Source organism: Pseudomonas sp. GW823-FHT05G12 (assembly GCF_058795575.1).
Genome location: NZ_CM179501.1, coordinates 1 through 15015, shown reverse-complemented (window position 1 = coordinate 15015; position 15015 = coordinate 1). Strand labels below are relative to the sequence as shown.

General features: G+C 55.4%; 12 protein-coding genes. 2 read left to right on the top strand and 10 right to left on the bottom strand.

The genetic code is table 11. From position 1 onward, the window contains the following. Positions 1-2: 2 nt before the first annotated feature. Together AC3RCM_RS00060 and AC3RCM_RS00055 are read left to right on the top strand one after the other, a co-directional pair. Positions 3-782: a c-type cytochrome gene (locus tag AC3RCM_RS00060; RefSeq protein ID WP_011953081.1), complete on the top strand. Its 780-nt coding sequence runs from the start codon at positions 3-5 to the stop codon at positions 780-782. Next, positions 772-1227 (top strand): DUF411 domain-containing protein, encoded by a 456-nt coding sequence (locus AC3RCM_RS00055; RefSeq protein WP_011953080.1) that lies wholly within the window; start codon positions 772-774, stop codon positions 1225-1227. The genes AC3RCM_RS00060 and AC3RCM_RS00055 overlap by 11 nt, the downstream gene beginning before the upstream one ends. 97 nt (positions 1228-1324) lie before the next feature. Here AC3RCM_RS00055 and AC3RCM_RS00050 read toward each other — a convergent pair whose 3' ends face one another. The 10 genes from AC3RCM_RS00050 to dnaA all read right to left on the bottom strand — a co-directional run bounded on the left by AC3RCM_RS00050 (position 1325) and on the right by dnaA (position 15015). Beyond that, on the bottom strand, positions 1325-1657 hold the full coding sequence (locus AC3RCM_RS00050; RefSeq protein WP_011953079.1) for a DUF2790 domain-containing protein: 333 nt from the start codon (positions 1655-1657) through the stop codon (positions 1325-1327). Between the two features lie 371 nt (positions 1658-2028). Next, positions 2029-2388, bottom strand: coding sequence for a histone-like nucleoid-structuring protein, MvaT/MvaU family (locus AC3RCM_RS00045; protein WP_010951431.1), 360 nt, complete (start codon positions 2386-2388; stop codon positions 2029-2031). A gap of 56 nt (positions 2389-2444) precedes the next feature. Beyond that, complete coding sequence (locus AC3RCM_RS00040; protein ID WP_010951430.1) at positions 2445-4361, bottom strand: TniQ family protein; 1917 nt, start codon at positions 4359-4361, stop codon at positions 2445-2447. Positions 4362-4436: 75 nt separating this feature from the next. After that, a complete protein-coding gene (locus tag AC3RCM_RS00035) occupies positions 4437-5396 on the bottom strand; it encodes a TniB family NTP-binding protein (RefSeq protein ID WP_010951429.1) in 960 nt (319 codons plus the stop codon). Next, positions 5393-7351 carry a TnsB C-terminal domain-containing protein gene (locus tag AC3RCM_RS00030; protein ID WP_011953078.1) on the bottom strand — a complete coding sequence of 653 codons (1959 nt, stop codon included), beginning with the start codon at positions 7349-7351 and terminating at the stop codon, positions 5393-5395. Before AC3RCM_RS00030 ends, AC3RCM_RS00035 begins: the two co-directional genes overlap by 4 nt. After that, on the bottom strand, positions 7332-7970 hold the full coding sequence (locus AC3RCM_RS00025) for a TnsA endonuclease N-terminal domain-containing protein (RefSeq protein WP_011953077.1): 639 nt from the start codon (positions 7968-7970) through the stop codon (positions 7332-7334). The genes AC3RCM_RS00030 and AC3RCM_RS00025 overlap by 20 nt, the downstream gene beginning before the upstream one ends. 836 nt (positions 7971-8806) lie before the next feature. Continuing rightward, on the bottom strand, positions 8807-11227 hold the full coding sequence (gene gyrB, locus AC3RCM_RS00020; protein ID WP_064491469.1) for a DNA topoisomerase (ATP-hydrolyzing) subunit B: 2421 nt from the start codon (positions 11225-11227) through the stop codon (positions 8807-8809). Positions 11228-11231: 4 nt separating this feature from the next. Then, the gene (recF, locus tag AC3RCM_RS00015) at positions 11232-12335 is read right to left on the bottom strand and encodes a DNA replication/repair protein RecF (protein WP_064491470.1); all 1104 of its coding nucleotides are present in this window, start codon (positions 12333-12335) and stop codon (positions 11232-11234) included. A 15-nt stretch (positions 12336-12350) separates the two neighbouring features. Beyond that, a complete protein-coding gene (dnaN, locus tag AC3RCM_RS00010; RefSeq protein ID WP_020192712.1) occupies positions 12351-13454 on the bottom strand; it encodes a DNA polymerase III subunit beta in 1104 nt (367 codons plus the stop codon). A 40-nt stretch (positions 13455-13494) separates the two neighbouring features. After that, a complete protein-coding gene (gene dnaA, locus AC3RCM_RS00005; RefSeq protein ID WP_064491471.1) occupies positions 13495-15015 on the bottom strand; it encodes a chromosomal replication initiator protein DnaA in 1521 nt (506 codons plus the stop codon).

The window sequence follows — 15015 nt, the reverse complement described above, 5'->3', positions numbered from 1 at the left end:
ACATGAAAAAAACAATTACAACGCTGGTGGCGGCAGGTGCTGTTACTAGCGCAGCAGTGCTAGGTGCTGCTTACTTCGGTCTCGTGAACGTTGGTGCGGACGACCCACACTTCCCCGCTGTGCATGCGTTTTTGGCCATGGCGCGGGATCGCTCGATTGAAGTCCGAGCAAGCGACATTGAGGTGCCAAACCTTAAAGATCCTGCTCTCATCCAAGCAGGGGCAGGCAACTACAACGCCATGTGTATCGGTTGCCACCTCGCGCCAGGGGTGGAGAAAACTGAACTCAGCCAAGCCCTATACCCATCCCCACCAAACCTCACCGAGATAGGTGTAAGCGGTGACCCTGCTGCTGCGTTTTGGACCATCAAGCACGGTATCAAAGCGACAGGCATGCCAGCCTGGGGTAAGAGCATGGACGACCAGTACATCTGGGGAATCGTCGCGTTCCTGGACCAGCTACCGCAACTCAATGCTGAGCAGTACCAGATGATGGTCGCTTCCAGTGGTGGTCACCAACATGGCGGTGGCGAAAGCGATATGCATAACCATGAAGGCCAACACGGTGGTGCGAAATCAGGTCATGGAAATCATGATGATTCCGCAGCAAACGGCGTGGCTGAGGAAAGTCATGATCATGGCAGTTCGCATTCGGAGTCTTCATCAGTAGCGGAGCACCACGGTGAACACGAGTCCGGCGAGGCGCACTCGGACCACCACACAGGTTCTACTCCCAAAACCCATGTGCACAAAGACGGGAAGGAGCACACTCATGACAAGTAAGCGCCGCTTCCTCGGTTTAAGTACCGCAGCGTCACTTCTAATCGCCTCAGCCGCCTTTGCTGCGGAGCCCCTGACTATCGATGTGCACCGGGACGCTAATTGCGGTTGCTGTAAGAAATGGATAGCGCACTTGGAGGCAAACGGCTTCAAGGTCGTCGACCACGTTGAAACGGACATGAGGGCGGTGAAGCAAGAGCTAGGAGTAGCTCCGAGGCTGGCTTCGTGTCACACCGCGGTTATCGATGGCAAGTTTGTGGAAGGTCACGTCCCCGCAGCCCAGGTGCAGGAGCTCATAAAGCGCAACGACCTGGCAGGCGTCGCGGTACCTGGCATGCCCGCTGGCTCACCAGGTATGGAGGTTGATGGCATGAAACACGCCTATCAAGTCATCGGCCTCACCAAGAGTGGGGACGATCAAGTAGTTGCCAGTTATCCTGACACGTAATGCAAGATGCCCCGGGGGAAGGGCTTCTGCCGGCCAGCCGACCAGCTGCAGCGCTGGTCGTGGTCAGCTTACTCCAAGACTTACCCTGTCCCTTCGGTCAGTTTTGACCTCTACAGTTAATTCCAGCAGAGCGATATTCGAGGATTTTCAACTCACCTGTTGAGTCCTCGTAATTCATCTGTGTCGGCATCACGTCGCAGCTACCTTTGAGCGAAGTCATACTGATAACTCTCGCCACATCCAGTTTCATTCCGTAGCGATAATGGATCACTTCAGGTGGTTTTTTTCCATTGGCAGCGGCGTAGGCACGCATTGCTTGCTCATTTGCCTGAATCATCTTTCCGTGTAAGCGATCAGATCCTCCTTCAGCTAAAGCGGATGAGGAGGCGATTACGAGCATGAGGGCGGCAATGCTTTTAGCGGTGTTCATTTCTGTTACTCCATGAAGACATGAGTGAAGCTTACCGACTGGGAGCTGTCATCCACGTGATCCAGGAATTACATGTTTGTAAGCAGGCTATCGATAATGATGGCTCTGAATACACGTGAAAGCCGCGTCGTTTCAGGCTGCGACAGTTTTAATTCTCTAGCGAATCAGTCTGAACCGGCGTTTTGGGTGATTGCGACAGTTTTGCGTTTCCTCTCCAAATGGCTGCAGGCCGCGAAAGACGGGACCCTCTAGCGACAGTTTTAATTCTCTAAATCCACCACCCGCAGAAAATTTCGTCACGCCCCAGAATGGGAATTTGCATTCGGGGCGCACCACGATTCATCTCGTGCCAGAAGCCGCCTGCAGTGCAATCAATTGGCGAGCCAAGACTCGACTACCTCAGCGCCATACTCGTTTTTCCAGGCCTTAAGCGTACGCTGATTACCACCCTTGGTCTCAACAACCTCTCCGCTGTGTGGATTCTTGTAGACCTTCACTTCGCGTGGTTTCCGAGAGGTTTTTGGGGCCATATCAGTGGAAGCCACCGCTTGCGGATCGAGGATCAGCACCACTTGGCGCAGGCCGTAGCCATACTCGTTGAGCAAACTGCGCAGCTTCGTTTCAAATTCCATTTCCTGCTTCAGGGCAGAGTCATTTTTCAGCGCTTCCAGCTCCGCCAGTTGGGCTGCGAGCTGTTGTTCGAGCAGGCGGAATTCAGCGAGACGGGACATAAGATTCTCCAAAATGGGTTCGATGATTTTAGCAATCAAGAAAGAAAGCGTGCTAACTATCTTGATCCCACATGCCTGAATCGGCAATCACGAGGCTGAGCGATCGGTGTGGATAAAAACGTGATGGCTTCAGGATCGTCGATCTGGGCGGCTTCACTTGCGAGGTAATCGATCAGCTTTTTGCTTCTTACCCAAACGTACTGCCGGCAAGCCGCGTTTGGAATGGATGGCCCCGCAACGGGGCGAAACCTGGCCTCCCAAAGGTGCTTGAACGCCTCCCTGGTCGACTTCCCCAAATACACCGCAATCTCCGGTCCCAAGATATAGCCACGCCTGAATCTGTCGATGGCTTGAGGCTTAACCATCAATTGCGTACGCCGGCCTCGTTCGACAGCAGTGCTCCATAGCAGACCCAGTCGAACGAACGCGTATGCGCATTGTTCTTTGACGCCTAACAGCGCAGCAGCCTTGACTACCGACAGGCCGGGAAAGACCGGACTCTTGTTCTCAGCTCGGGCTTGTTGCCACGCTGCAAAATCTTGCGGCTTGAGTAACCACGCCCCTACCGCAACCGAGCCATTCTCAGCTGGGCCGTAAGCGCGAAGTTCACCTGCACGTATTGCCTGAACCAACTCGACCAACCCACCCCCCTTGGGCAGAGAATGCTTGGCCAAGTAGTTGATCGACACCAGGCTCTGGTCAGAGCTGGTAGGCAGCTTCTCATCAATCAATTCGTTGATCGAGCGGCAGTCAATCAGCCACCTTTCGCCTGGGCGCGGTTCTCCACCAAAGAACTGGAGGGTACCACCAGCTAGCAGCTGCCTAACCCGATTGCGACAGAGGCTTAGCAAAGTCGAGGTTTCTTTCATATCAGCCACGCCCTGGAGATGCTGCGAGATTGCCTTCAAATGATCCAGGTCCACGACCGTAAAGACTCGATCTTCATGGACCTTCTCCCGATAGGCGATTTGTCCCTCCTGATGAAGGCGTTTTATGACTGATACCCCGAGACCACAAGCTTCAGCAGCAGAATCGAACGACACCCAACGATGTCTCTCAATCGTCTCCTCACTCAAATTGCGATTTCGCTTCGCTAACGGTGCTTCCCACGCATGCTGCAGAAATGATTCGAACTCTCGACGAAGAAAGTCAAAACAAGAGTCATCCAGATCACGGTGGATGTCGTGGTATATCGGGCCGAACGATCTGCTGAGCGTCCAATGTTCGTTATCGGAATGGACTGCCTTGAGGCCACTCAGCAGTTCTCTGAATGCGAGAGGCCAGTTCATGAGAACCACGCCCGCCGCGTTTGCCATAAGCCGCGATATCTCTAGCGAACCCGAATCAGCAACCTTCAGCGGCTGGGTTCTTTCCGTAGGCAAACTTCTGACAGCGAGACGCGATGACAACTCGTGAAACTGTTCGTAGGTGAGGGCCGCCAATCCCGCGTCAGCTGGCAACGAGTCGGCGTAAAACCTATCTTCAAAGCCAGAGGTGAGCCAGGCGGCCGTATCACTCGCCGGCGCGATCTCAAAATTGGTCCCACTCAATGAGGTGCCACACGCTTGGCAACTATTCGCACTCATTGCGCTTGGATCGGTTTCCTTCAGACAGTTGGGGCACCGCCCGTGGAGTTCAGTGCCGTGGACAGAACACGTCGTAACCAGGGTCAAGCCCCAGCTTTCTCTCCAATAACCGGCTTCGCCCAAACAGATCGGACAGTAACGAGCGTGATGAGTCGTCCATAACTTGACCCCCTTGGGCCTTGGATCACGAAACTCAGCAGATACCGCAGGCCAGCTCAGTGGTCCTTCCATCATCTGCAGCCAGTCCGCAACATCGGTCTCGTCGGCTCGTGCAAAGGCGGTGAGCAGTTCCTTTCTGGGTAATCCGTTGGCTTTCGCCAGGCGCTGCAGGTACCCCAAAAGACTTTCGTCTTGGTGTGGTCGTGGGTTGATTAAAAGACCAAACATTCCTACACATCCATGAAATCGAAGACATAAAAATCAGGGGAGTAGAGCCGGGCCGATAAGCCCGGCCCTTGGCCGTCAGGTACTGCTCTCTTCGAACGTCTCAAACGGCTCCCGCTTCCCGAACAGAGGCTGGAAATTGAAGCTCGCACTGAAGGGGTTTCGATCCTCGGTGGCGTAGCTCCAAACCTCGTCTTCAAAAGCCTGGGCCAGCACAGGAAGTTCAATCCCGACAAGGTCCTGGACTTGAACCAGCCAAACAGCCCTGTCCACAATCTTGATGAGGTAGTCGATCAATCCATAGGAAGCCAGGTAGAAGCGTTTAATCATCGCTGGCTCTACAAAACTGATGGTTTGAACAGGCAGTTCGCCCTCGATTGCCTGCAACAACATCACGAAATGAAGAGACGTATTAGCGGAGAAGGTGAAGCGATCGTATGCCACCGTGGCCGAAAACCTGCGTCGCAGTTGCTCGTTTGCTAGCAGGAGATTTTCGGTGCGCTTCAGCCCAATCAGAACAAACGCGATACTGGTTTCATTCATCAGACTCTTGATCCAGTCTGCTGCCTCATACGCACCATTACGACGATAATCGACCAGGTGCTGCGCCTCATCGAGGACCAACATCTCCACGCCAAGGTTCTTCAGCAGCAGGACTACTCGCGCAAATTTAACCTCTGCCGAATGTCCTCGTGCCTCTGCGAAGGGATCCTTCAGCTCTGCCAAAATGGCTGCTGCCAGGTTCTTTTTGGTTGGAGACGAAGGCATCTCGACGAACAGAACTGTCCGCTTCTGTGGGTCATGGCTCTCCAATTCCTCCAATGACCGAATGTACTCCTTGACCAATGTGCTCTTGCCCACTCCGCTTGGACCTTGGATCAGCAACCCTTTACTTGCTCTGGTACGCCGACTATCGCCGTGGATATCGCCTAGTCGCGTCAACGCTCGCTCGACTTGAGGGCTGTGAATAAAACGATCGCGGAGCGTAAAGCTGTATTCACCATGCTCGTAGCATTCGTACAGATTGATGGCGTTCATGGCTTAGAACTCCCAGCAGGGCGACGAACCGAGACCTTGAAGGCTGCTGGCGGAATGTTAGGAATAGAGTCACCGGTCCATTCCACTTCAGCGAGTACCTTGGGTGGAGGCGTGCTTTCGGTCACTCGACCCTCCTTGTCGATTTTCGCTATGGCAGCTGCGCGTCGTTTTCTGAGCGTCTGCGAACGGCGGGCCTCGTCTGCATCTTCCATAATTTCCTGGTAGCACCTGTGCGTAGCCTCGAAGCTAGGCTGCTCATTATATTTTTCTCGCAGCGCTTTCTCGGCAGCCTTCCACACCTCCCTGCTCTTACCGGCCATTCGCTCATCTTTGGCGGGCACTTTGAAGAACAAGTTTCTGAAGCGGTCGTGAACCCAAACGTGCCCGGCTTCGTCTCGATAGCGGACGTTTACCTTTTCTCCGTCTGCCAAACGCATACGGAGCTCAGCAAGTTCCGTAGAGTGGTAGCCCACTTTGGCAACCTCGATGCCGTAATGGTGAACCTTCACCGAGGCCCGCTTGGCCAGAATGCACTCCAACGAGTCCAGGTCGACGGGAAGGCTGATGACATGGTTCGCCTCGCTAGTCCCCCAGACTTGAGCCGGTGTTCTGTTGTCCAGCCCCCGATGAGGAGTCTGGTGGTAACCATCGACGATCCATTTCACTACCACCGCCTCCAATTGAGGGAGCGTGAAACATGCATTCTTCTCCGAGTCGTAATCGCCACGCTGCTGGATATTCGAGAAGGTGGTACCCGGGAGGTTGTGGATAAGCCCCAGGTTCTGTGTGCTGAAAAAGCGTTCGACGGCACCTTTCCTTTGAGGGGCCCTTGAAGCGGGATACATGATCTCGATACCCAACTCGTTGAATCCCATGATGAGATCGCCCGCGTGAAATTCCGCTGCGTTGTCTGGGACTATTCGAGCCGGCAGCCCACGTGCCCACCATTCATTTCTCACTTTCGGAAAGCGCTTCAGCAATTCGGCTTTTGGACGGATTGAGCGTTCGATCACACGAAGCACGGTTTCCGTATTTGGCGCCGACAGGTGGAGCAAATATCCCATCACCATTCGAGAGAAGCGGTCGAGGACGATCGTCAGATAGGGGCGCCCAATGCACAGCCCCGAGGTTTCATCCACAAGCTGGACGTCCAACAAGGTGTGATCAATTTCCCAACGTTCCAAAATCTCATGGACACGTAGGACACCCGCCGCAACACGGTGCTTCTTGTCTGCTGCGTGTTTTCCGAGCCTCTCCTTATCCACAAGGTACGGATCCAGCTTGGCGATGTACCTTCGGACAGTCATTCCGCTTGGGATCTTGAGCTGATCCGAAGGCAAACGACTTTTGTTCCTCTCTTTTATCTGATCCTCGAATTCTGAAACGACCACGCTGACCGCTGGAATCGTATCCTGCAGGTAGGTTTTATTAATCACCCCTTCAAGAATAACTTCGAGCTCTCCCTGTATCGCGGCAGCCCGACCCTTTTTGGCATGCTGAGGGATAAGCTTTACTACGTTCTGGCCAATGTATTTGGCTGCCCAACGTCGAATAGTGGAAACCGAGGGTGCGCACGCATCCCCAATCTTTTTGGCGATATCTCTAAGCTTCTTGATCATGTCTTCGTCACCCGGTAGCTTGTATTTACCGCGCTTAGTTAGGTCGTCCAGATACTTGCGTCGACGCAATGCCTCATCTCCATGTTTTTTGGGGAAGCATGAAATATCTGGAGGGACGTTCCGCACATACGGAACCCTCCCAAGGTATGGCTGATCAGCGGAGATCTCGATCTCGCGCTTCTCGTAGGCCTCATAGAACTCCTTCTCGGATAGCTTCGTGGGCTCACCAAGCTCATCGAAAAAGAGCAGCTTCCGGTCAATAAGCCTCTTCTCAAGCACCATCAGTACGCCACGAACGATGACGACCAATTTCACCCTAAGGGAAAAGGTTTGCATGACGGTGCCCCCCTTGCAGGAAGACCGGGGAGTCAGTGTCAATTGACCTATCAAGGTCAATGCCCACCACCCCAAGGCCTAACAAGCGCCAGGCTTTCCCCTCACCAACCACGTAGAGCAGATCTGCAACGGTCATAGGCGGCCATTCGTTGAAGGTCGCCATTACCTCCTCCAACGCCTGATGCGAAAGCTCTGGACCGCGCCGGTGATACATCAGCCTTCTAAGATTGGTAGCCAGGGGTTCAGCTTCAATTAACTTTTCAGTGATCACCGAAAAGTTACGGGCAGTGGCGTTGAAGTAGCGCTCAGCGGCATCCAGTCGCTGCCTGACGCTGGCAATCTTCAGTCGGTCGTGAGGCTTCACTTCAAACCACCACTCGCGCCCATCCGCGAGGAAAACCTGTACGTCTGGGTAATATTTGAAGTAGCCCTGGAGCGATGGAACACGTTCCTCACTGGGCTGCGGGACGTAGCCGATGACCGCAGGAGACAGCTCAAGAAGCCGAAAAAGAGCGCCTTCGAGCTGGGACTCCCAGGGCACAGGCTTTTTATTTTTGAGCGATGGGAAGTAGCCGCGGTAATGGTTGGACCGCCGCGTGACCACCTTTCGTACTGTCATGAAACACCTCCGAAAATCTCGAAACGAGCGCCGACGCTGCGCCAAAAAATCAAGGCGCAGGGCGGGCGAAGTGAGGCCTTTCGACAGGCAACACTGTGCCGTCGAGTAACCTCGCTAAGGTCGAAAAAATGGGAGAGGATTGACAGTCGCTTCGAAAAAGCAGACATTGCGGGTTCTGAGGACGCAAGTCTGCTTCGCTAAGCGCGGTCAGTCCTCTCGGGATTGATCGCGTTTTTCTACATTTTCAGGTCTCCTTTTCTCTCATTGGTCATGACTCTCATGACTGATCAGAATCTAAAGCAATCGGCTTGCTCTCTTTATTTCTAAACGGCCACTTCGTGATCGCTGGAGCAATTTGGATCAGGTCTGAAGCTCTCGCTTCAAACAGCTGATTTGGCTGAAAATCTTCAGTGCAAAGCGGAAAAGTTGGTCATAGATCTTATTCCAACATCCCTTCGAAATCTACAAAAAATCCAAAATGGCAACTTCCACCAAATTCCATTTCCATACTAAATTGTTCAAATTAATACTTAACACGTACGCTTAATTAACTATTAAGGTGTTCAAATATTAGTTTTAAAGTCCTCTCAATCTCTCTGCTGCTCAGATCCGCCCGCCGACCCTCTCAGCACTTCCAGCGCCCCATCAAATCACTTCCTCAAATCCCCCCATCTGCATCATTTTCCAATGAGCGGAGTAGGGCGCCCCGGCAGGAATTCCAGGCAAAAAAAAGCCCGCGAAGGCGGGCTTGATGGTGACCGACAGGGGCCATGGTTGAAGCCCGGCCGGTCATCTATTTGTGAAAGCGTGCAGCTTTTCTGTGAACCTACACCTGATCAGAAGTCCAGGTTCGACACCGACAGCGCGTTACTTTCGATGAAGTCACGACGCGGCTCGACCGCATCACCCATCAGGGTGTTGAAGATCTGGTCAGCGGCGATGGCATCTTCGATCGTGACCTTGAGCATACGGCGAACGGTCGGGTCCATGGTGGTTTCCCACAGTTGATCCGGGTTCATCTCACCCAGCCCTTTGTATCGCTGAATCGTATGGCGCTTGGTGGTCTCGTTCATCAGCCAATCCAGGCCCTCTTTGAACTCGACGATTGCCTTGCGGCGTTCACCGCGCTGCACGTACGCACCTTCACCCAACAGGCTCGAAAGCTTGGCACCAATGTTGACTACGGTACGGTAGTCATTGCTGCCGAAGAAATCGCGGTTGAAGGTGATGTAGCTGGCAAGACCGTGAGAGGTAATTTCCACTTCAGGCAGCCACACGTTGCGCTCTTTGTCTTCACGCAGGCTGGCGTTGTAAGCCAGGCCAGACTTCTGGCTGGAGTTCAGACGCGCCTGGAACTGGGCCAGCCAGGCCTGCATCACTGCGTGGTCACCCAACTGCTCCAGGGTCACCTCCGGCAGGTAGACGAAGTGCTCAGTCAGCTCTTCCGGGTACAAGCGCGACAGGCGCTTGAGAGTCTTCATGACACTACGGAACTCATTCACCAGCGCTTCCAGCTGCACACCGGAAACTGCTGGCGCCGATTCGTCCAGGTGCAGGCTGGCATCTTCCAGAGCCGACTGGGTCATGTACTCTTCCATGGCCTCATCGTCCTTGATGTACTGCTCCTGCTTGCCTCGTTTCACCTTGTACAGCGGCGGCTGGGCAATATAGATGTAGCCACGCTCGACCAGCTCCGGCAGCTGACGGAAGAAGAAGGTCAGCAGCAGCGTACGGATGTGCGAACCGTCAACGTCAGCATCGGTCATGATGATGATGTTGTGATAACGCAGTTTGTCGATGTTGTACTCTTCGCGGCCGATGCCACAGCCCAGCGCGGTGATCAGCGTGCCCACTTCCTGGGACGAAATCATCTTGTCGAAGCGCGCTTTCTCGACGTTGAGGATTTTACCCTTCAGCGGCAAGATCGCCTGGGTACGACGGTTGCGGCCTTGCTTGGCCGAGCCACCCGCAGAGTCACCCTCCACCAGGTACAGTTCAGAGAGAGCAGGATCCTTCTCTTGGCAGTCGGCCAGTTTGCCCGGCAGACCCGCGATATCCAGCGCACCTTTACGGCGAGTCATTTCACGGGCTTTACGGGCGGCTTCACGGGCGCGAGCCGCGTCGATCATCTTGCCCACGACGGCCTTCGCCTCGTTCGGGTTTTCCAGGAGGAAATCGGCGAAGTACTTGTTCATCTCCTGTTCCACGGCGGTTTTCACCTCCGAGGAGACCAGCTTGTCCTTGGTCTGCGAGCTGAACTTCGGGTCCGGTACCTTAACCGAGATGATTGCGGTCAGGCCTTCACGGGCGTCGTCGCCAGTGGTTGCCACCTTGTTCTTCTTGGCCAGGCCTTCCTGCTCGATGTAGCTGTTAAGGCTACGGGTCAGCGAGGAACGGAAACCCACCAGGTGGGTACCGCCATCACGCTGCGGAATATTGTTGGTAAAGCACAGCAGGTTTTCGTTGAAGCTGTCGTTCCATTGCAGGGCGACTTCAACACCCACGCCATCGTCACGCTGAACGTTGAAGTGGAACACCTGGGAGTTGACCGGCGTCTTGTTGGTGTTCAAGTACTCGACGAACGCACGCAGACCGCCTTCGTACTTGAAGAACTCTTCCTTACCGCTGCGCTCATCCTTCAGCAGAATGCCAACGCCCGAGTTAAGGAACGACAGCTCGCGGATGCGCTTGGCCAGGATGTCCCAGCTGAAGTGAATGTTCTTGAAGGTTTCAGCCGATGGCTTGAAGTGGATGTGGGTACCCGTGGATTCACTGTCACCGACAACCGCCATGGGCGCTTGTGGAACACCGTGAACGTAAGTCTGTTCCCAGATCTTGCCGCTACGGCGAACGGTCAGAACCAGCTTCTCGGACAGGGCGTTCACAACCGACACACCTACACCGTGCAGACCGCCGGATACTTTGTAAGAGTTGTCGTCGAACTTACCGCCGGCGTGCAGCACAGTCATGATGACCTCGGCTGCGGAAACGCCTTCTTCCTTATGCACATCGACCGGAATGCCGCGACCGTTGTCGCGCACACTGATAGATTCGTCCGGATGGATGATGACAGTGATGTCATCGCAGTGACCGGCGAGGGCTTCGTCGATCGAGTTGTCGACCACCTCGAAGACCATGTGGTGCAGGCCACTACCATCATCGGTGTCGCCAATGTACATGCCGGGACGCTTGCGTACGGCATCCAAACCTTTCAGCACCTTGATGCTGGAGGAGTCGTACGTTTGATTTTCGCTCATGCCTTCACTCCCGATGGTCGTGGGTCTGGGTGATACGGCCTTGTTCCACGTGGAACAAAGCAACTGGCGTTTCCGTCTGCCAGCCTTCCCTCAGTAATTCGTGATCTACACAGGTGATGAACACCTGGCAGCGTAATTCTTCAAGCAAGCGGCACAGTGCGCGGCGATGCTGTTCATCCAGTTCGGACGGCAAGTCATCCACGAGATAAATACAGTGACCGCGGCGAGCCTGACTGACGAGGTGGCCTTGGGCAATGCGCAATGCGCATACCACCAACTTTTGCTGACCACGCGACAGGATGTCGGCTGCGTTGTTGCCAGCCAACCGCAAACGCAGATCAGCACGCTGCGGACCGGCTTGGGTATGGCCCATCTGCTGATCGCGAAGGAGGGAGGAGGCGAGCACTTCTTGCAGTTCCCGGTCCTTGTCCCAGCCTCGGTAGTAGCTCAGGGTCAACCCGTCCAGCTCGACCAGTTCGCTCAGGGTTCGCTCGAAGACGGGCTTCAAGGCCTTGATGTAGTTGCGACGGTATTCATCTATTTCCGCGCTAGCCAGGCACAATTCCCGGTCCCAGGCGGCTTGCGAAGCTGGGTCAAGTGTACCATGACGCAACCATGAGTTCCGCTGCCGCAGCGCCTTCTGAAGGCGTTGCCAGGCTGGCAGAAAACGAGGTTCCACGTGGAACACCCCCCAGTCCAGAAACTGGCGGCGTATTTTTGGGGCACCTTCCAGCAGTCGGAAACTGTCTGGGTTGATGAGCTGAAGCGGCAGTAACTCAGCCAATTGCGCGGCGCTGCGCGCATTCTGCCCATCGATGCGAATAGTAAACTCCCCTTGTCGCTCACGGGACACACCCAGGTTGCTCGTACCACCCTCCGTCAGCTGAACCTCGCCGAACACAGTACAGGCAGCCTGTTCGTACTGAATAACCGGATTCAGGCGGGTGCTGCGAAATGAACGGGCCAGGCCGAGCAAATGCACGGCTTCGAGCACGCTGGTCTTGCCGCTGCCGTTGGCGCCGTAAAGGATGTTGATGCGGGGGGAGGGTAAGAGTGTCACCGGGTGCAAGTTGCGCACCGCGGTGACCATGATACGTCGAAGGGACATTTCGCCTGCTACAGGTTACAGGCGCATCGGCATGACAACGTAGGAAGAATCGTCATTGCCAGCTTCCTGCAGCAGCGCACTGCTGTTTGAATCGGACAAGATCAGACGAACTTGCTCAGTAGTCATCACGCCCAGCACGTCCAGCAAGTAGCTGACGTTGAAACCGATCTCCAGCGAGCTACCGTCATAGTCCACGCTGATTTCTTCTTCAGCTTCTTCCTGCTCGGGGTTGTTAGCCTGGATCTTCAGTTGACCGGCAGCCAGCTGCAGGCGAATACCGCGGTACTTTTCGTTGGAAAGAATCGCAGTACGGCTGAAGGCTTCACGCAGCGCCTGGCGGTCTCCGACGACCAGCTTGTCACCGCCTTTGGGCAGTACGCGCTCGTAGTCCGGGAATTTGCCGTCCACCAGCTTGGAGGTAAAGGTGAACTCGCCAGTAGTGGCGCGGATGTGATGCTGACCCAGCACGATGCTGACCATGCCTTCAGGATCGGTCAGCAGGCGCGCCAACTCCAGGATACCTTTACGCGGCACGATGACCTGGTGTCGATCTTCCTGCTCGATCGGCGCGCTCATCGAGCAAAGCGCCAGGCGGTGACCGTCGGTGGATACAGCGCGCAACGTGTTGCGGGAAACCTCAAGCAGCATACCGTTGAGGTAATAGCGCACATCCTGCTGGGCCATGGCGAAGCTGGTTCGCTCGATCAGGCGGCGCAGCTTGCTCTGCTCCAGGTTGCAGGTCAGCGAACCCGGGCCTTCTTCCACAGTCGGGAAGTCATTGGCAGGCAGGGTCGACAGGGTGAAGCGGCTGCGGCCGGCCTTTACCAACAATTTCTGCTCATCGACCTTGATATCGATCAGGGCGTCGTTAGGCAGGCTTTTGCAGATGTCCATCAGCTTGCGCGCAGGAACAGTGATCTCGCCAGGCTCGGCCGGCTCTTCCAGTTGCACGCGGCCTACCAGCTCGACTTCCAGGTCGGTACCGGTCAACGACAGTTGCTGGCCTTGTACGACCAGCAATACGTTGGACAGGACCGGCAAGGTCTGACGGCGCTCGACGACACCGGCGACCAGTTGCAGGGGTTTCAACAGGGCTTCGCGTTGAATGGTGAAATGCATGGTCTAGTCCCTTGCCTTCAATTAGCTGCGCAGACGGCCATCAGGTCGTCAGCGTCCGCAGCAGGTTCTTGTAGTCCTCGCGGATGTCCGCGTCGGATTCCTTCAGTTCATTGATTTTGCGGCAGGCGTGCAGCACGGTCGTATGGTCGCGACCACCGAACATGTCGCCAATTTCCGGCAGACTGTGGTTGGTCAACTCCTTGGACAGGGCCATGGCTACCTGACGCGGGCGCGCGACAGAACGCGAACGACGCTTGGACAACAGATCGGAGATCTTGATCTTGTAGTACTCAGCGACGGTACGCTGAATGTTATCCACACTGACCAGTTTGTCTTGCAGCGCCAACAGATCCTTGAGCGATTCACGAATCAGCTCGATGGTGATGTCACGCCCCATGAAGTGCGAGTGAGCGATAACCCGCTTCAGTGCACCTTCCAGCTCACGGACGTTGGACCGGATGCGCTGAGCGATGAAAAAGGCTGCGTCATGCGGGAGCTCGACTTTGGCCTGGTCGGCCTTCTTCATCAGGATCGCTACGCGGGTCTCCAGCTCTGGTGGCTCGACAGCCACCGTCAGGCCCCAACCAAAGCGCGACTTCAGACGCTCTTCCAGGCCTTCGATTTCCTTGGGATAGCGGTCAGAGGTAAGGATTACCTGCTGGCCGCCCTCGAGCAAGGCGTTGAAGGTGTGGAAAAACTCTTCCTGCGAGCGCTCTTTGCGAGCGAAGAACTGGATATCGTCGATCAACAACGCGTCCACCGAGCGGTAGAAGCGCTTGAATTCGTTGATGGCATTGAGTTGCAGCGCTTTGACCATGTCCGCGACGAAACGCTCCGAATGCAGGTACACCACCTTGGCGTTCGGATTTTTCTTCAGCAGATGGTTACCCACAGCATGCATAAGGTGGGTTTTACCCAAACCCACACCGCCATAAAGGAACAGCGGGTTGTAGCCATGCTTAGGGTTGTCCGCAACCTGCCAGGCAGCCGCGCGGGCGAGCTGGTTCGACTTACCTTCGACGAAGGTGTCAAAGGTAAAGGTCCGGTTCAGGTAACTGGTGTGCTTGAGCGCACCTTCAACCTGCACGGTGCGTTGTTCAGCCCGGCCACCACCACTGGGCGGCGCCGCAGCGGGCTCGGCCATGGCATCAAAGCTGTCACGCGAAGACGTCTCGACCAGTACAGGCTCGGCTGCAGCCACGGCAACGGGTTCAACCGCTGCGACAGGGGCCGTCTTGTGTGCCTGAGTCTGCGCCAGCGAAGCCGCAACGGCAGCGCTGACCGGCGCGTTGGGCGCAGCCCTTGGGGCCGAGCTGCGACGGCTACCTATTAATAAGGAAAGGGCTGGTGCAATGCCGCTACCGTTCTCACCCAACAGCTCGAGCAAGCGACCCAGGTACTTTTCATTGACCCAATCGAGAACGAAACGGTTAGGCGCATAGACGCGCAACTCGTCGCCTTCGGCTTCGACCTGTAGCGGACGGATCCAGGTGTTGAATTGCTGGGCAGGCAGTTCATCGCGCAGAAGCTCCACGCACTGCTGCCAAAGTTCCACTGACAC